At 54.8% G+C, this 17,416-nt stretch carries 16 protein-coding genes and 1 riboswitch; of the genes, 1 reads left to right on the top strand and 15 read right to left on the bottom strand.

The window, feature by feature from the left end; translation table 11 throughout:
* Positions 1 to 18: 18 nt before the first annotated feature.
* The 15 genes from BMX00_RS07335 to gspG all read right to left on the bottom strand — a co-directional run bounded on the left by BMX00_RS07335 (position 19) and on the right by gspG (position 15,833).
* The gene (locus tag BMX00_RS07335; protein ID WP_090828462.1) at positions 19 to 1,575 is read right to left on the bottom strand and encodes a ShlB/FhaC/HecB family hemolysin secretion/activation protein; all 1,557 of its coding nucleotides are present in this window, start codon (positions 1,573 to 1,575) and stop codon (positions 19 to 21) included.
* Positions 1,576 to 1,709: 134 nt separating this feature from the next.
* On the bottom strand, positions 1,710 to 3,209 hold the full coding sequence (locus BMX00_RS07330; RefSeq protein WP_090828365.1) for a hypothetical protein: 1,500 nt from the start codon (positions 3,207 to 3,209) through the stop codon (positions 1,710 to 1,712).
* Between the two features lie 92 nt (positions 3,210 to 3,301).
* Complete coding sequence (locus tag BMX00_RS07325; protein WP_090828364.1) at positions 3,302 to 4,189, bottom strand: PEP-CTERM sorting domain-containing protein; 888 nt, start codon at positions 4,187 to 4,189, stop codon at positions 3,302 to 3,304.
* A gap of 100 nt (positions 4,190 to 4,289) precedes the next feature.
* A riboswitch (cyclic di-GMP riboswitch) is annotated at positions 4,290 to 4,378 on the bottom strand.
* Positions 4,379 to 4,742: 364 nt separating this feature from the next.
* Positions 4,743 to 5,510 carry an XrtB/PEP-CTERM-associated transcriptional regulator EpsA gene (gene epsA / locus BMX00_RS07320; protein ID WP_281245897.1) on the bottom strand — a complete coding sequence of 256 codons (768 nt, stop codon included), beginning with the start codon at positions 5,508 to 5,510 and terminating at the stop codon, positions 4,743 to 4,745.
* Positions 5,511 to 5,941: 431 nt separating this feature from the next.
* On the bottom strand, positions 5,942 to 6,661 hold the full coding sequence (locus BMX00_RS07315; RefSeq protein ID WP_177171795.1) for a type II secretion system protein: 720 nt from the start codon (positions 6,659 to 6,661) through the stop codon (positions 5,942 to 5,944).
* An 11-nt stretch (positions 6,662 to 6,672) separates the two neighbouring features.
* Complete coding sequence (locus BMX00_RS07310) at positions 6,673 to 7,134, bottom strand: type II secretion system protein (protein WP_245727903.1); 462 nt, start codon at positions 7,132 to 7,134, stop codon at positions 6,673 to 6,675.
* The gene (locus tag BMX00_RS07305; protein ID WP_090828363.1) at positions 7,121 to 7,624 is read right to left on the bottom strand and encodes a type II secretion system protein; all 504 of its coding nucleotides are present in this window, start codon (positions 7,622 to 7,624) and stop codon (positions 7,121 to 7,123) included. Before BMX00_RS07305 ends, BMX00_RS07310 begins: the two co-directional genes overlap by 14 nt.
* A gap of 5 nt (positions 7,625 to 7,629) precedes the next feature.
* Positions 7,630 to 9,879, bottom strand: a complete 2,250-nt coding sequence (locus BMX00_RS07300) for a secretin N-terminal domain-containing protein (RefSeq protein ID WP_090828362.1) — start codon at positions 9,877 to 9,879, stop codon at positions 7,630 to 7,632.
* Positions 9,876 to 10,424: a secretion system X translation initiation factor gene (locus BMX00_RS07295; RefSeq protein ID WP_090828361.1), complete on the bottom strand. Its 549-nt coding sequence runs from the start codon at positions 10,422 to 10,424 to the stop codon at positions 9,876 to 9,878. The genes BMX00_RS07300 and BMX00_RS07295 overlap by 4 nt, the downstream gene beginning before the upstream one ends.
* Positions 10,421 to 10,999, bottom strand: coding sequence for a zinc-binding metallopeptidase family protein (locus tag BMX00_RS07290; protein ID WP_090828360.1), 579 nt, complete (start codon positions 10,997 to 10,999; stop codon positions 10,421 to 10,423). The genes BMX00_RS07295 and BMX00_RS07290 overlap by 4 nt, the downstream gene beginning before the upstream one ends.
* Entirely contained in the window at positions 10,990 to 11,517 is a 528-nt protein-coding gene (locus tag BMX00_RS07285; RefSeq protein WP_090828359.1) for a fimbrial assembly protein, read from the bottom strand. The genes BMX00_RS07290 and BMX00_RS07285 overlap by 10 nt, the downstream gene beginning before the upstream one ends.
* Positions 11,499 to 12,341: a hypothetical protein gene (locus BMX00_RS07280; RefSeq protein ID WP_143053058.1), complete on the bottom strand. Its 843-nt coding sequence runs from the start codon at positions 12,339 to 12,341 to the stop codon at positions 11,499 to 11,501. The genes BMX00_RS07285 and BMX00_RS07280 overlap by 19 nt, the downstream gene beginning before the upstream one ends.
* Positions 12,322 to 14,166: a GspE/PulE family protein gene (locus BMX00_RS07275; RefSeq protein WP_245727901.1), complete on the bottom strand. Its 1,845-nt coding sequence runs from the start codon at positions 14,164 to 14,166 to the stop codon at positions 12,322 to 12,324. The genes BMX00_RS07280 and BMX00_RS07275 overlap by 20 nt, the downstream gene beginning before the upstream one ends.
* Positions 14,167 to 14,186: 20 nt before the next feature.
* Complete coding sequence (locus BMX00_RS07270) at positions 14,187 to 15,371, bottom strand: type II secretion system F family protein (RefSeq protein WP_090828357.1); 1,185 nt, start codon at positions 15,369 to 15,371, stop codon at positions 14,187 to 14,189.
* A 6-nt stretch (positions 15,372 to 15,377) separates the two neighbouring features.
* Positions 15,378 to 15,833, bottom strand: coding sequence for a type II secretion system major pseudopilin GspG (gene gspG / locus BMX00_RS07265; protein ID WP_090828356.1), 456 nt, complete (start codon positions 15,831 to 15,833; stop codon positions 15,378 to 15,380).
* A 484-nt stretch (positions 15,834 to 16,317) separates the two neighbouring features.
* On the opposite strand from gspG, the gene BMX00_RS07260 reads away from it, so the two are divergent.
* On the top strand, positions 16,318 to 17,055 hold the full coding sequence (locus BMX00_RS07260; protein WP_090828355.1) for a response regulator transcription factor: 738 nt from the start codon (positions 16,318 to 16,320) through the stop codon (positions 17,053 to 17,055).
* Positions 17,056 to 17,416: the final 361 nt, after the last annotated feature.

Here is a 17,416-nt window from a genome sequence, read left to right as displayed (position 1 = left end):
GCATTGGATGTTTACCCATCACCATGCGTGCCGGAACGTGAAATGAACGCGTTTGTCGCCTGCTTTCGTTCTGGTTGCGTCTTCCAGCGCCACGGCCCAACTGAAATCGGCTGAAACGGTTTTCCAGCCCCTGAAGCGCAGACCCATCCCCGTGCCCGCCAGATTGAAGCGATCTTTCTGCCCGGGCAACGGCTCCAGCACGCGCACGGTTCCCCCGTCGATAAAAGCCAGCAGACGAAATTCCTCCAGCGCCTCGACCAGGTACCCGGCGTAATTGGGCGTAAAAGCTTCCAGTTGCCCTGTGGCGCTGTCGTCCCCCAGTGCCTCGACCTCATAGTAGCCGCGTACCGTATTGATTCCGCCGACGATGGATTGCTCATTGTTGATTAGCGGCTGGGCGGCAAGCTGCCAGGTTGCCCGGCCTGTAACGCCCCAGCCCTGGCGCATGGTTTCCGTATGGGAGAGATTACCTCGCAGGAATATGTAATTGGAGTGCGCCTTGAAGCGCTTGTTGGCGAATGCCGCTTCGGTTCCCACCAGTCCGCGCATGTGGAAATTCGCGGATAACCCGAGTTTGGTATTGCGCCCCTCGCCTATCCAGGTGCCATCCCATCCCACCGTAAAAGGCATATAGGTGATTGGGGTATTGAAATTGCCGCCTTCGATGAGATTAACGTTCTGGATAAAATCCTTGTAGTCCACGCCAAACGTCGCCGTATGAAAGAATTTTTCACTTCCCGGCAGGGGTAAGATGTAACGTCCCCCGAATATCATGCCGTTGCCCAGGACATTAAGCGTGCCCAGGGATGCCACGGAGGAGGCAGAGTAGATGGTATATAAGGCAAGAAAACCGGATGCCAGGGGCATCGTGTAATTTGCGGAAATTACCTTGCTCTGGTCCGGGTTCTCCGGTGTGATCAGTCCGGTCACCCCCAGACTATGCTGCCTTTGCCATAAGTTATCCCAGCTTACGTTCGCGCTGAGCCGTGTCAGCGTCGTGTTGGGAATCTGGCGACTATTGAGTTCCACGCTGCCATGCAGCGGTAACTGATCCTTCACTTTCAGGTCGACTTCCACCGTGCCCGGTGTTTTGCCGGCTCTTAACACGGGTGTAACCCGGCGATCGGCCGAACGACTCAGGTTGGCCAACTGTTTTTGCATTTCAGGGAAATTGGGGACATTCCCTTCGGCCAGCTCGGGGATGCCAGCCTTGATATCGTTCGGGCTGAAATAGCGCGAATCGACTACGCGTAACCGCTTTACGGGTGCCTCGGTCACTGTCAGCATGACCACCGCGCTATCCACCTTTTGTTGGGGAATGCTTACCAGCACCGTGAGGTAGCCTGCTCCGTGATAGGCGCGTTCCAGCGCGTCGCGGGCCTGCTCCACATCCTCAAGTGTCTTGTTTTCGCCCAGATAGGGATAAACCGCCTGTTCAACAACTGTGACGGGCAATAATGTCGTTCCGTCTACCCGGTATTCGAATACATCGAAGCGCGCGTTCTGCGCATACGCCGTGTGCATCCCTCCCCACAGGCTAGCCAGACACGCCGCCCAGAGCAATTTATTTATCATTCGCAACATCAAACCTACTCTGACACACCTGCCCAACATTACGTTTTCATATACGTACAAATGGGACAGCCCATGTATGGGCTGTCCCTGTATAACCTGATGGGCGGCATTGCACCGCCCGCGAGGTGCAATGCCTACTGGATCGCAGGCTGGCAGGAGTTGCCGAGGCGCGCACCGGTGGAGGTGGGGCCGCTGGAACCGGCCAACGGTGTGGCGAAGATACCCTTCAGATCGCTTGAACCCAAGGTGGCTGTAGCTGCCGCGATCAGCGCGGCACCCGCCGAGCTGGCCGGGCTGATTGTGCCGCCGGCGGTGAACGCTGCCATCTCGTACCAGAAGTCGTAAGAACCATCCATCGCTTCGGCCCGCTGTTGCGCGTCGGAGTTGGGAGAGACGCGGTTCAGCTTGACGAAGGCCCAACGGTCAGTCGTGGCTGTGGGCGCCGGTGTGTTATCTCCAGATATAACGCCCAAGCCAAATTGACCCGCTAAGCTCGCGGCATTCAACGCGGTTTTCACGCCGCCGGTACTGGACTGCTCGGTGACCACCGCGGTCGCGGTGCTGTCGGTGGCACGGGCCGGCTCCAGCGCACCTTGCGAAATCCCAGTGGCACAGGGCTTGGCGAGGAAGCGTATATTGGAAGCAGATTGAGTGCCGGAAGTGGGGACGCGCCGCGCCAGATTGACGACGGAACCCGCAGGGCCGCCAAACAGGCTTCCGTCCACCCCGCCAATTGTAGCCACGTTGGCAATCGCGCTGTAGCGCTGGGCCGGAAGATTAGGCTGGCAAGCCAGGGCGAGATTGGGGGCAGCCGCGGTAAAGCCGGTGGTGCATGTGGCGGCGGACAGTATGCCGGCAGCGACGTCATTCTTCTGCAACTGGAAATAAAGCGGATAGCTCACTCCCACGCCAAAAACCTGGCCGATGTTGGTTGCCACTTCGCTGCCGATTGAGGCCAAGCCCGTACCGATTTGCAGATTTTGTTTATTGATCGGGTACTCGGTATCGGAAAAACCGCCATCAGGGTAGCTCTGTCCCGCCACACCCGCTGCGTCGCCCTTGAGGGCGGTCGTGAAGGTTTTGGTAACCAGGTCGCAGCTATTGTAGCGGCCGATATTGGAAGTCACGCCATTAAGCGTAACGCTGGTGGCGCTGGCGGCGCCGGCGGCGCATTTACCGCCACCGCCCTGCAACGCCAAGTCATTGACGCGCTGGAGGTTACCCGGCAGATAGCCGTGGGAGTTCGGCTCGCCCGCCATGCTGAGGTGAGGGGCGTAGGCATTGAAAGAACCGCCTTCAACCGTGTGATATACCACCACCTTCTTGCCTGCCAGCGAACCGGCGATGGAATTCATAGTGCAGGCGTAGGCAACCCTGTCGCCGCTGCTCTTGCCAGGTTCGGTACCGGTGCTTTCCAGGTACATGTGCGCATCGTTGGTGCCCGTATTGCCGGCAAGCCCGTTACACAGCGACAATACGCTGCGAAACACGGCATTGGCGGGGGCGGAATTGCCTGACAGCCATACGTAGGTGGTGGGACCGGCGGCGATCTGGGCAGGCGTCAACGCAAAAGCGGCCGGGGTTGCGCAAATCGACGCTACAGCCAGAGCAATCTTACTCAGCTTCATTGTCATGTTGATATCCTTTTTTAAAAGAATTGGTAATGCGACTCGCACTCACCCCTTCCATCTCGTGGAGGAAGGCGGGAGCAGATTCGCGAGAAAATTCAGATACTGGTCCGGCGACGCACCATCGCGCCAAGCATGCCCAGACCAGCGAGCAGCATGGCCCAGGTATCCGCCTCGGGTATCGCACTTACGGGACTTGTGAAGCTGAGGGTACCGTTGGCATTCATATTGAATTTGCTGAACTCGTTACCGGTGATTTTGCCGTCCTGATCCAGGTCAACCCCAAAAGGGGTCGTGATGCCCTTGGCCAGGCTTGATGTAGAGGAGGTCGTCAGAAGCCAGAAATTCTGGTCGGTGTTCAGCGGCTGGGTTGTATCGACACCAGCCTTGGTAATCCAGGTGTCGCCCTGTCCAAAACCGTTGATCGCGCCGAAAAAAGAATTGGGTGCGTCCGTCGGCGTAGCAGTGCTAGCGCCATTGGCGTCGGTGGCATGGGTGCCGCGGCTGTTGTTGGCATCCACATACTGTTGCATACCGGACATCGCCTTCACGTTAGCGTTTCCTATGAGCGGATAGGAATCTACATTCGCCGTGGTCAGATAATGCACCCCGCCGGTAGTATTCGGGCTGCTGCTATCCAACGCGATAACGTTGAAGCCGATTTTACTCACGTCGCCACCATGGCTGGTGACAAAGCTCATCAACTGATTCCAGGAAGCGCCATAGGCGCCGCTGGTCATGTCCCAGCTCTTGCTGACGCCGGTTTGACCGTTCAGGGCGATCATGTCGTTCATTTTAAAGCCAAGGTCGAACAAGCCAGAGATGTCATCCCCGCCGGAGGTGGCGGAGTCGCCGCCGTAATAACGTACGTTGAGCAGCAGTTCGCCGTTGCCCGTGGGACCGCCTTCTATGGCAGCCAGCGCCGGAGCCGAGGCTGCCATTACAGCGGTAACTGCGAGCACTTTGAATTTACAATTAATCTTCATAACTGATACTCCCTATAAAGTTAATGAGTTGCACCTGATATCTAACAACCGGCTGATTTTGAGAATCAAGTCACCTTTGTCTCATCTGATCAGTCGATTTTGGAGCAACCCGGCTACCTCCGCCTTTACTTTATAAGGAGGTCCGCGGCTTTCCGTCCCCGCCTCGCAACGGGTTTGGCTTTGTTCCGACCGGCGTGAGCATTTGATACCCTTTGCCGGACCCTGCCACTTTATCTTTCCATCTTTAAGCGCTGGTGAAGCCGGGCCGTGGTTTTTGTAGTACTTCCTCTCCATCATTATTTCGTTCCCTGTCGCGCGGGCTCCACTTCGCTTCCGAAGAATAAAGGGGTTACATGACAGTAAATGTATAACTGCGAGGGCATTTAATGAGGCGTTCGGACTACGCGGTGAAAGTGCGCGATAAGTCGAGAACGCAGGAAAGATGAAGTTACTGCCGAGCTTGAAATGGATAACTTCCGCTATGGGCCTGGGGTGGAACGCGGGTTATTGACAACAGCTGTGCCGTTATCGCGATCAAGCGAGCACTTCGGGACTAGAGCGTGATCTTTAGCGCCATTGCCTTGGCGACCGCGTGAGCCCGATTGTTGACACCCAGCTTATGCAGGATCTTTTGAATGTGGTTTTTGACCGTGAGGGGACTGATGCTGAGCAAATGCGCGATTTCATCGTTACTTTTGCCCATCTGAACATGACGCAAAATTTCCGTTTGACGATCGGTAATCATTTTCTTCGTCTTTCCCGCCACTATGCCATGTTGATGCCGTTCATGAAACAACATGCGCACCAGCGCCATATGCATGTGGGGCATCAGCAGTTCGAGGAAATATGCATGGCGCTCGGTCAGCGCAACTGGAATCTGCGTGAAAGTGAATAAACTTCTTGTCCGGCCATTGGCGTCGAACATTCCATGCGCTGCAATCCGTTCCAGATCGTCATGCTTGAGATCATTTGCAAATTGGCTGTAGGAAATGCAATCTGCATAATGCGGGCAAAGCAGAACCGGCCGGTTCTTTCCCATGTTCCATGCAGATATGACGCGAAACACGATGCCGCCGTCCGGCCGGCAAAGTTCTGAAAACGTGGCTTCGCCTATATTGGTACGGCTAAATTTTTCAATGCTGATCGGTTGGCCGGATCCCTCGTCGCATGTACATATGAGCAGCCCATGTGGTAAGAGGCTTTGAACTTCGCCCTGGGCCCACAGAAAAAACTGATGGCGCAGAAGAATGGAGGTCGACGAGTCAATGATACGGAAGAGATATTCCATTTCTCGTTCCGTCAGAGTGATGCGCCCCCCCATAATTTTTATCCTTGATTTTTATTTTTATCGCATATTGGCTTAACCATCGGCCAGCATCAGAAGCCCGTCTATTTTCGGCATGCCGCGTGACAGAATAATTAACCATACGTGTCAAATTTATGAAGATCGTGGTGATGACGTAGGTAAAACGGATCACATCAGAGCTGAAAACATGTTTCGCGGAAGCTGGAACCCCCTTTGGATAAGATCAGCGTCGAATAACATCTCCGAATATTGTTTGCTCCGGCTCGAACAGTGGGGGAAGCCCATACCGAAGCTGTGTTATTAACGCTTGAAGTTTTACTGGGCAGTAGGAGGGTCGCTGATGGGCCTAAAATTCGGACGCTAATGCAGGCAGGTAGGCTGGCAGATAAGACGGCGAGCAAAAGCGTCTTTCAATTTGTCCCCCAGACAGGTATTGGGAAATGCCGCTAATACCGCATGCTCTGCAAGGAGTTACCGAGTCTTTGGGAATCGGATTCGGCTTCCGAGGGGGGGCCGAGAGTATCCTGGGACGGCCCAGGCGATGGTTGTGGTTGAGCGGGCGCCTGGCGTGTGTCGGGCCCGCTTCCCGGTTGTATTTGAGTTTGACCCTGCGGTTGGGGTTGACCTTGAGGTTGGGGTTGACCTTGAGGTTGGGGTTGATTTTGAGGCTGGGAGGCCGTAGATCCCGCTTCTCCAGGGGAATACGCAAACTTCCAGTCTCTGTAACTTTTCGCTTCGGCGAACGACCCGTAGCGTTCGTGAAAATTGGCACGCTTAAGCGGCGTCTGAGCCGAAAGGCTGTGCACTCCCATGATTCCGACACCCGGTTGCGTGACCAGCCCCCACTCGCGGGTACCTGTCATGGGATCAAAAAAGATTTTGCGCAAGTGCCGTTTAACGGTTGGGAAGCGATCGTCCAGAAGCAGTTTTTCCAACGAAGGCGGGTAGCGCTTCATCCCGGGTGAACTTTCATAGTACGAGCCGATTGCCAGCCTGAACTGTTCACCTATGAACATGAGCTCTTTTTCTTTTTCCCGTTGAGCCTCGGTGCGCCATAGCTGTCCCGCACCGGCCAGCATGACACCGGTAATTGCAACGGCAAACATCACCCAGAGGTAGGTGAAACCTCTTTCCCGGCTGTTACACCGGCTTACGATGTCCCGCACGCCCTCCGCTCCTACCATGCCCCATAAGAGGTCCCGTCCTTCGCCTGTTCCGATGAACCGCTGCGCACGTCATAGACCCCGCCGACTGCGTCGGGTGGCGGAACGGCAATCCACGTATCCGAACTTTCCGTCAAGGGATCAACTGGAATCGAGCGCAAATACCGTTTTTCCACCAACTCAGCCAGCTCACTTGGGTACTTTCCGGTATCACTGTTGAACTTATCGATCGCATCGCGCATGATGTTCAGGTCCTGCCGCAGCACGGTCTCCTTCGATCGGTCCAGCGAGTTGAAATATTTAGGCGCAACAATGCTCAGCAGGGTTGCGATGATTGCCATCACGACCAATAACTCAACCAGAGTAAAGCCATGATCAGTCCGGTCGTCCGGTAAGGAATCGCTTGTTCCGGCGTTTCGCCAGCATTTGTCAGACATGGGAATGAGCATTGCCTGCCGGCGCTTACCACTTATCATAAGCGATGCCATTCAAACCCGTCAGGGGCGAGCGCGAGTACACATCGAAAATGTCCTCGCCGTCCTGCGGATTGTCGGGCGGACTTTCGTATGCGCGTTTCCCCCAAGTCGCGGCTGCAGATAACGAAGGATCGTCAGACATCGGATCGCGCGGCAAGCGCCGCAAAAAATAGATCTTCCGCTTCGACGCATCCTTGATATCCGGCACACCCTCAACCAGGTCCTCCAGTTTGCGGGGGTATTCCGATTTTTCCGCTTCGCGCGCGACCCGGCCATCGTTCACCGCGCGTTTGTATGCATCAATGGCTTCCCGAATCTGCCTCAAGGCGACGCGCAGTTCCTGCTCTTTTTCGCGTTTCACGGTGAGTTCGTACAGGGGTACCGCCGAGGAGGCCAGGATTGCCATAATCGCTACAACAGTGGTGAGCTCGACCAGGCTGAAACCCCGGTCATCAACTACGGAATTTTTTCCCCCAACTCTTCCCTTCATGCGACTCAACGAATATCAACGCTGACCGCGGGCGGTAACGCAACCGGGGCAGGAAGGAGATTGCCGGCTTCATCCCGGAAAGTGACGTTCTTAACGGCGATCTGGGCTGAGCCGGGCTTTTGCGCAACAGCTTGGAAGCGCAATTCCACCGCTCCTCCGCCCTTGCCGAGCTTCAACACGCGAGCCCCCGACTTGTCTCCCCCATCCAGTAATTCAAGCGCGCTGGCATCGTAATTCAGCTCCAGCTCACCGGGGGGGAATGCTTCCGCGCCGGAAAGGTTGACGTTGACTGCGAATTCCTTGCCTGCGAGCACTTGCTCGGGTGCCGATATTGTTATAGTCGGAGAGCCAGCGCTAGCAGCTTGCGGCGCGGGCGGCTCATCCGGTAAACGAGCAGGCTGGGAAGGCCCGCCAGGTGCACCGCCAGCCGCCGAACCGGACGATATGGCGAGCGATCGCGGGGCCGCCTTCCCAATTGTCAGCGGCGGCACCCCAACCGTGGTTTCGGTACCAAAATGAAGTTCACTGGCCGATTTTGTGGGTCGGGCAATATTGCGCACGATGCGCGGCGTAATGAGGAGCGCAATTTCCGTTTTGTTGCGGGTGACATTATAATTCGTAAACAGTTTGCCCAGCCACGGCAGTTCGGCCAGCCCGGGCACCTTGGAGAGGGTAGTACGCTCTTCATCGCTGATCAGTCCCGCCAGAACCTGCGTCTCACCGTCCCTTAACGCAAGCGTCGTGGCCGCGGTACGCGTTCCCACCTGGTAGGCGAGCCCCCCATTTGCGATCTGCACTTCCTTGACAATAGTGCTGACTTCAAGGCTGAGCTTCATTGAAACCTCATCCTGTAGCGAAACCGTGGATTCCACGTCCAGCTTGAGTCCCACGTCGAGATAGCTCACTGATGAGGCAATGCCGACATTAGCCGTGGCCGTCGTTGTGACCACAGGAACCTTGTCGCCAATAAGAATCTTTGCCTTTTCACGGTTTTTTACCCGTATCCGCGGATTGGCCAGAACGTTGACGATTCCGTCCTGCTGCTTGAGATTGATAAGCAATGCCGGGTTGGCAATGAATCCGGTTAGCTGATCCAGATTTGCTCCGTTGCCGTTAACCCCCGACCTGCTGATCTGGAAAGCCGCTGGAACGCCGGCAGCGGCAGCGCCAGCGGTAAGCATGTTCACCGTAATCTTATCGGGATATTGCAAGCCGAGATTGAGCAGGCGGTTGCGTCCGATTTCCAGAACCTCGACTTCCAGCATGACTTCCGGGTCGGCCAGATCATTGAGCGAGACAAGCCGCTCGACCAGACGAATCGCATCCGCGGTGTCCTTCATGACAAAAAGATTGAGCTTTTCGTCGATATGCACGTCCTTGGTTTTAACCAATCCTTTAACCATCGCGACTATCTGCTTAACATCGGTATTGGAAACATAAAAACTACGCACCATCAGCTCCTGATATTCCTTTTGCTTGGCGGGGGTATTAGGATAGATCAGAACCGAATTTTCATTGAGCACTTTGTGCGTGAGCTGGTTAGTCACGAGCAAGAGCTTGAATACGTCTTCGATAAGCGTGTCGCGGACGAAAATAGTGGTCTTGGTGTCCTGCTTGACATCTTTATCAAAAACGACATTGATTCCACCTGTGCGAGCCATGATTTCAAATATGGATTTCAAACCCGCGTCGCGAAACTCGAGCGTAACCGGTTTCTTGAACGCTGTCTTCAATACCGGCCCCATCTTGTCACCTTGCAGTTCCAATTCCAGAATACGCTGCATAAGCCGCCGGGCATCCCGCAGCATGGGATTATCCTGCAACACCGACCGGACTTCGGCTTCCGCGGCCGCGTAATCGTTGCGTTCCAATAGTTCTTCCGCATGTTTCATGAGCGCCATGTGCCGGCGATCCATATCGAGCGCAGCCAGGCCAGCCTCCGCGCGCTCATGGCGCGGGTTTATCTCAAGTACATGACGATACCCCCGCTCGGCGGCGGCAAGATCCCCGGACGAACGGGCGTTATCAGCTTCGAACATAATACGCGCAGCGACCGCTTCGCGCTGCCGGGCAAGCACCGCGCGAATCTCTAGGTTATCCGGGTCCTCGCGCGCCGCCTTCTCCAGGGCGGCAAGGCCCATATCCATCTTGCCCTCCGCAATCAGCCGCTTGCCTTCGACAAACGCCTTATTTGTCGCGCATCCAGTGAACGCAGCCAGGATCAGGACAACTACCAGGCACTTCCCCATTGTCATTGAACGTTCCCTGGCCCTGCGATAGCAAGCATCTGCTTTGCGTTAAGAGGGAGATAGGTGAGGGTGATGGCGTGTTCGTTCACCGCATCCATTCGATACTGGCTATCGATGTTCTCCCCCGGCCTGACAATATAATTACGTTCGGCCAGAGCTAGAAACACTCGCGTTTCATCTCCTTCGGTAACTCTGCCGAGATACTTGAATTGCAGGGGTGGCGGTGCCGGAGGAGGGGGTTTCGAAGAGGCAGGCGGAGGCGGCGGTGCCCATGATTGGTTCCGGAAAATGTCACCTGCCTGCGCACTGAATTTCCGGCGCTCCAATCGCTCGAGCTGTAACTGCTCGGCTTCATTTGCGGCGTCGCGTCCTGTTTCCTTTGCCGGTTGGTTTTCCGGAGGGCGCACTTCCTTTCGTGGCATCGTGTCTTCAACCGCTCGCCCCGAATCCGCGCCGCCGTCTTCTCCGCTCACCCATTGAGCGGCGAGAAGCGCTGCCGCCAGGGCACCGCCCAGCCACAATGCCCGCCCTCGCCCCGCGGCCTGTTTCATTTCTTGCCTTCGCTCAGATAGAGATTGAATTTAAGGTTTGCTTCAAGCAATTCCGATTGTACGCTCTCGCGTTTTATCGCAACATCGACAAGCGCGAGTGCCGGGACAGCCCGCAGGGTATCGGCAACAAAACCGCGCACGTGCGGATATTGCCCCCGAACTGGCAATATCATCTCATAGCGCGCCAGTTTCACTTCTTTCTCCCGGTCCATGCGATATTCTGTCCCATTGATTTCCACACCGTTCTTTGCCGCGGCCTGTACCACTTCCGCGATCCAGAATGGGGTCGAATCAGTATTCGGAAAAAAAGCATAAAATACTTTCAACCCTTGCGTGCGCGGTATCTTTCGGGTCGCTTTCTCGCCTTCCGGCGCAGGTTCTGCTCTTAAGCGCGCCTGCATGGTCTCTGCCTCGACCATCAGGGCGCTCGACTCCGCCTGGCGAGGCAATACTGCCGCCACAAAAAACACTATTGAAAAAACCAACAGCCCCAGGCCGATTTTTCCCGGCGTGCCAAGCTGCTCCGCCTGCCACCGTATCCGCAGGATCATGTCGGATAATCGACTCAAGCCCATGATGCGGATACGAAGAAGGTCACGGGCCGATGCGGATCATCGCGCTTGATCTCGTATTTGAGCAGGTGAGCGTCCTTTAGCGCGGGCTCGCGCTCAAGGGCGCCCACGAACTCGAGCATCGCCGGAATATTTTTGGCTTCGCCGCCAATTCGCATCTTTCGGCTTGAGGCATCGGGCTGAATCGAGAGCAGAGCCACATCGTGGCTTGAGGCATACTCGATCGAATCAAACAGAGCTCCCCAAGGCAGATCAAGTTCGCTCATCACTGCATTGGCTTTTCTTACCTCCCGTTTCATCTCCGGTCTCTCCGGCCCGGAGAAAACCTCGGGCGACGTTTTTCGCTCTATCCGCCGGTCCATGCTGGCAATGCGCAGATCCCAATAAGCCACCTCGTTCATGGCCACCTGGAATTGATAGAGCACTCCGGCCAGAACGATTATACCGAGCATCATAACGGCATAGCCGGCTTGCCGCGCTTCGCCCCCGCTGTCCGGGAATCTTAGCCTGAGGCTGCGCATTCGTTGGCCTTATCAGGAACAATAGCGCCGGCCGGGTAATGCGGTGGAGGAAGCGTATTGACAGTATGCAGAGAAGTAACCCGCCAACCGCAATCCTCAGGCAATATCAGTTGCGGATGCTCTGGCGCGAATAAATAAACTGTTTCGATCGCTTCCTTGCGTCCGGAAAAGAGTATTGCCTCCTGATCGAGCGTTACAAGCAGTTCATCTTCCAGATTATGGACGATTCTCTGATTGCTTATTCGCTGCCAGGCTCCGTCCTCCAGCAAAGCAAGGCAAAAACGGCCGGTTTCGACCAATACGAACCACCCCCGGCGGGCATCGAAGTGTTTGCGCCAGTGATCGAATGTCGCGGTTAAGTAAGGCTCGATATATTTCAGCCTTGTCTTGCCGCGCGCGGTAAGTTCTTCCAGCCGTTCGAACAGGCTGCGCGGCATTGCCGCGCAGACACCGCCGCTGCATGGGTCCCAGGCGCTTACACTAATCATCCATTCCGCCGCACGTTCTCCAAATACTTCACGCATGTGAAATTCCGCATATGCATGCAATTCAGCAGCGCTCGCAATATTTTTCTGCGAAGCCAGAACCGCGTATCGCATAAAGTGATTGGAAAGAGTAATGACTACTTCGGTTCCTTGGGCGTTAGCAATTATCTCCTCCAATTGCGCAAGCGGAGATTCCCATGCAGCTTGATCCGGCTTATGCTCACATTCGACGGATAGTTGTGTGGCAGGTTTTGGTTTCACGCCTTTATACGAGCGCACGAGTATGACCCGAGCAGGAGCAAAAAAAACCTGAAGCCGGTCATGCCACAATAGTGACACGGTTGGCCTCCTGTAAGCTGGTTTGCCCGGTACTTACCATATCAAGCGCCGCGTCACGCAAGAAACGGGTGCCATTGCGCTTTGCCGCTTCCTTTATCCGTCGGATCGGTTCCCGCGCCACGATGAGTTCGCGAATTTCATCATTCAGCACCAGCATCTCCGCAATCGCGTTGCGTCCCCGGTAACCGCTTCCCCGGCATTGACCGCAACCTTTTCCCGCACGAAACCGGAACGTGCGGGCATGTTCAGGATCGATTCCGGATTCCCGAATCAGCTGCTCGTCCGGGCGTTCTTCTATCGCGCAGTGTGCGCAAAGCAGGCGAACCAGCCTTTGCGCCGCGATTCCGTTGAGGGCTGACACAAAACTGTAAGGATCCACGCCCATATGTGAAAAACGCCCGATGACGTCGAATACATTATTGGCATGGACCGTTGTGAAAACCAGATGGCCCGTCAACGCGGCTTGTATTGCAATTTGCGCGGTCTCCGGGTCCCGAATCTCGCCAACCATAATCTTATCGGGGTCGTGGCGCAGAATGGAGCGCAAGCCCCGCACGAACGTCAGCCCCTTCTTTTCGTTGACGGGAATCTGGAGTACGCCCGGCAACTGGTACTCAATCGGATCTTCAATGGTGATGATTTTGTCGTGGCCGGTGTTGACTTCGGAAATCGCTGCATAAAGCGTTGTGGTTTTGCCGCTGCCGGTAGGACCGGTCACAAGCAGCATTCCATACGGCTCCGAACTCAGGCGCCGCAAGCCCGCCATAGTGGGCTTGTCGAATCCGAGATGATTAAGCGTGAGGCCTTCGACGTGATCTGCCAGCGCCTGGCGGTCGAGGATACGTAACACCGCATCTTCGCCAAAAATGCTCGGCATGATCGATACGCGAAAATCAATTTCCCGGCCCTGGATGGAAATCTTGAACCGACCATCCTGAGGCACGCGCCGCTCGGCAATATCCAGATCGGACATCACCTTGATGCGGGAAATGACCTGTTCCGCCAGATCGGCGCCTTGCACAACCCCAATTGCCGTCAGTACACCATCTATTCGATACTTGATGGATAGCGCTCCGGTTGCCATCTCAAGATGAATATCGCTCGCCTGCGATTTATGCGCGTCATATAACGTGGAATGCACCAGCCGCACCACCGGGCTGGTGCCTTCGTTGATGGTCTTGAGCGAAAGGTTTTCCTCACCCGCCTGTTCGGCACGGCGATGGGCCGCCGGGAGCACGCTGTCCATGGCGCGCATCGTCTGTTCCTGCTGCGAGAAAAAAGCAGCCAGATCGGCTGGGTGGACCAAATGCCACGCTGCAGGGGTGTCAATACGATCCTCCACCCAGGCTCTCAGATGAGGCAGGAACGGATTGCCTACAGCCAGAATGTAATCATCTCCATCGCGGAACAACGCGCATTCCTGCGTGACCGCTTCATTAAAAGACAATTTTTCAAACGCGGTATGAAAAGAGCGCAGATTCTCCATTGTCAATACGGGCATCCGCAGCAGCCTGCCGAGTTCCGCAATCAAGACATCCGGCGCCCAGCCGTATTGTTCCTCCAGCAGCCGGATGACCGGAATACCCTGGCTGGCCGCCTCTGCACGCGCTTCAAAAAGCTGACGTGCATCGATTGAAGCGATCGCCGGTGATGGGACGGCGGATTCAACCAGTATCGAAGCGCTTGCCGGCGATGGCAGGGCGGATTCAACCACTATCGAAGCGTTTGCCGGCGATGGCACGGCGGATTCAACCACTATCGAAGTGCTTGCCGGCGATGGCACGGCGGATTCAACCACTATCGAAGCGCTTGCCGGCGATGGCATGGCGGATTCAACAACTTGACTCAACCGACACTTCCCGCCAACTGGAATATTGGCATATACATGAGAATGATTATTCCACCGATCACGCCACCGATGACCGCCATTAGCAACGGTTCAATCAGCTTGGTTATCCATTCAACCCAGCGCGCAATTTCTTCATCATGAAAATTACCGATGCGCTCCATCATTTCACCCATGAGGCCTGTCCTTTCGCCGACCCGCAGCATGCGATTGCCGACAGCGGTGGTCAACCCTTCCGCCTCCATGGCCGCCGAAATAGTTTTGCCCTCGCGAATACGGACCGCGGCAGCGCGAACCCGCGGCCGAAAGTGTGGCTGCAACAGGCCATCCACCATCTCGAGCGCTTTTACCACCGGGATGCCGCCCCGCAATAACATACCCAGCGTTTTGTAAAAACGCGCAAGCTGATACACGCGCATGCGTTCCCCAATAGCAGGAATATGCCATAATTGCTGGTTAACCCATTGTTTGAACAACGGCTGATTTACGCCGTAAATAATAAAACCCAGCATAGCACCTGCAACGCCCGCCAGTTGCCATCCGTGGTCATGCACGAGACGCCCCCACTTGATCAGAAGCATCGAAAGCCAAGGTAAATCCGCTCCAACGTCCTCATAAATTGCACTGAACTTCGGCACCACGAAAACCAGGAGAAATATAGCCACGAGCAGGCCAATCGATAACAGAAGAACCGGGTAGATAGACGCGCCGATCAATTTCTTGCGAACCAGATCCATCTGCGTCTGGTAAGTTATGAAACGCGTCAAGGCTTCGGGAAGGTCGCCGGTACGCTCGCTCGCCCTTGCGCTCGCGACGTAAAGGGGCGGAAATGCCTGAGGGTAGGACTCCAGTGCCCGGGAAAAAGTAACGCCTTCGTAAAGCCGCGCCAGCAGGCCCTGAATAATTTTACGCGTTCCTGCGTCCTGCTCTTTATCCGCCAGCGTTTCGATGCTCTCCACCAAGCTGAGCCCCGCTACCAGCAGCGAAAGCAATTCCTGACTGAAGTGTGCGAGCGGAAACCGCACTCTGCGCTTCGGTATCCAGCCGGAAAATCTCCGCCTGACATGCAATACCATTCCACCCTTCGCCGCGACCTGGAGACGAGCCTCCTCCTCGTTATCCGCGTCGAGTTCCAGAAATACCGTACCCTGCCCGGCTAGCACAGCTTTCACTTCGTACCGCATCGCAACCTACCAGTTCGTGATATCCGCTGCTTCCCCCGTACCCCCTGGCTGGCCGTCCTTGCCGAAGGAGTACAAATCGTACTCCCCGCGTTCCCCCGGATATTTGTAGACGTACGGGCGTCCCCAGGGATCGGGTGGGGCAGCCTTCTTCAGGTAAGGCCCCTGCCATTTCGGCTCGTTTGCCGGTCGGCCCATCAATGCGGGCAATCCTTGCTCGGTAGCGGGATAATGCCCGGTATCCAGCCGATATTGATCCAGCGCTTTTTCAAGGGAGTCAATCTGCGCTTGAGCCACTTTAACTTCAGACTTACCGACCTGCGAAAAATACTTGGGCGCGACGTAACCGGCCAGCAATCCGATAATGACCATTACAACCAGTAATTCAAGGAGGGTGAATCCGTCCGCGTCATATCGGCGCGAAACTCGCCAATATTTGCTCACAGTATTTCGGGATTTACTCATAGACTTTCACAGTGCAGAGTGTAAGCCTCATGCATGACAAAAAGATTACCAAAAATGAAGAGACAGGCGAAGTCGATCTCGAGAAATTTTTTGAGGGAAATCATATTTAGCAAACATATTAGGTTACAGACGACGGATGACGCAAGCAATAGCCGGGAATAAAACTTGCCGGGCTAGCGCAAGTCACGCTTAAGCATAGCCGTGCACCGCTCAGGTTGCCATATCTCTTTTCACTCGGATATCCGCGTACACCAGAGGTTCGATAGCCGTGCTTCATTTATCACCCCGGTATTGAAAAAAACAAAATTACTGCCGTTGCGAAAATAGAGTATCTCCACTCCGGAGCATAACTCATCATTTCATATCATTAATAAGTTTTTGAAAGATATGATAAATATTAGTACCGGTACAACCATACCCTTACATAATGACCCCAATTGCATAATGAAAAAAATTATACTATGCTTTTTTCAACACCCCCGAGGTGGCAGAAAAATTTAATAATTCCACTTCCGACATGTCCATTCACGTCCTCCTGGTTAATAGTCATCAGATCGTTCTTTGGGGGCTCGAAAAGCTCATAAATAATGAGTCACCGCGCATGGAAGTTGTTGGCAAGGCAACCAATGGCTTGGATGCTACGCGGCTGGCCAGAGAGAAGAAGCCCCATGTCGTTTTACTCGACCTTTATCTCGGAATGGAAAAAGGCATAGACCTCATCCCGAATCTGCTGGAGGAAGAGCGCTCCCACATTATCATCTTTACCGAGATTCACGATCAGGCCGCTGTTGACGGGGCTGTACTGAATGGGGCGCGCGGCGTTATTTATAAAGAAGAGTCCACCCAAAACATCCTCAAAGCCATCGAAAAGATACATGCGGGCGAACTGTGGCTCGACCGGGGTACTACCGGACGTATCTTCAGCAACTTTTTACGCACAGGCCAAAAGCCTGAAGACTGCATCACTAAAAAAATTGCCAGTCTTACCCGAAAAGAGCGCTTGATCATCAACGCATTCGCAACCGAAGCGGGCGCTTCGAATAAAAAACTCGCGAAAAAGCTATATATCGGCGAACAGACCTTGCGGAATCATCTAACGTCCATTTTCAGCAAATTGGAAATCACCAACCGCTTTGATCTTTTCATGTTTGCCAAACTCCACCACCACCACTTTATTGCGACAGCCTCTCAGTCAACAACTCATACCAACAATCTGCAATAGCTATCGTTGGGCACAGCCCGTTGTCCTGCTCAGCTCTACCCTTCCTCTATTCTCGTGTCGTGGTGCAAGTGTACCGATATTAACAGGAAACACAGGTACATCTTCCCAGCCAAAGAAGTACATCCATCCCATGGTTCCGACAGGGTTATTAACTCATAATCTGGCGCGGCCAAAGTAATTGGCGAATTGCCCTGGTGCGGGGAGTTCGATCTTGTAGCGATCGAACTCGACGCCGAGCAAAGGAAATACTCATACGCCCACCAACAGTATAGAGCTGCAGGGGTCCAGGTTTCATCGGAAGAACTCAGAGCTATCGGCTAAACGGAAAACCCTCGCGACCTCCGAGCTCGCTTTTAAAAAT

Source organism: Nitrosovibrio tenuis (genome assembly GCF_900109785.1).
GTDB lineage: Bacteria > Pseudomonadota > Gammaproteobacteria > Burkholderiales > Nitrosomonadaceae > Nitrosospira > Nitrosospira tenuis_A.
This window is presented reverse-complemented; position numbering and strand designations above follow the sequence as displayed.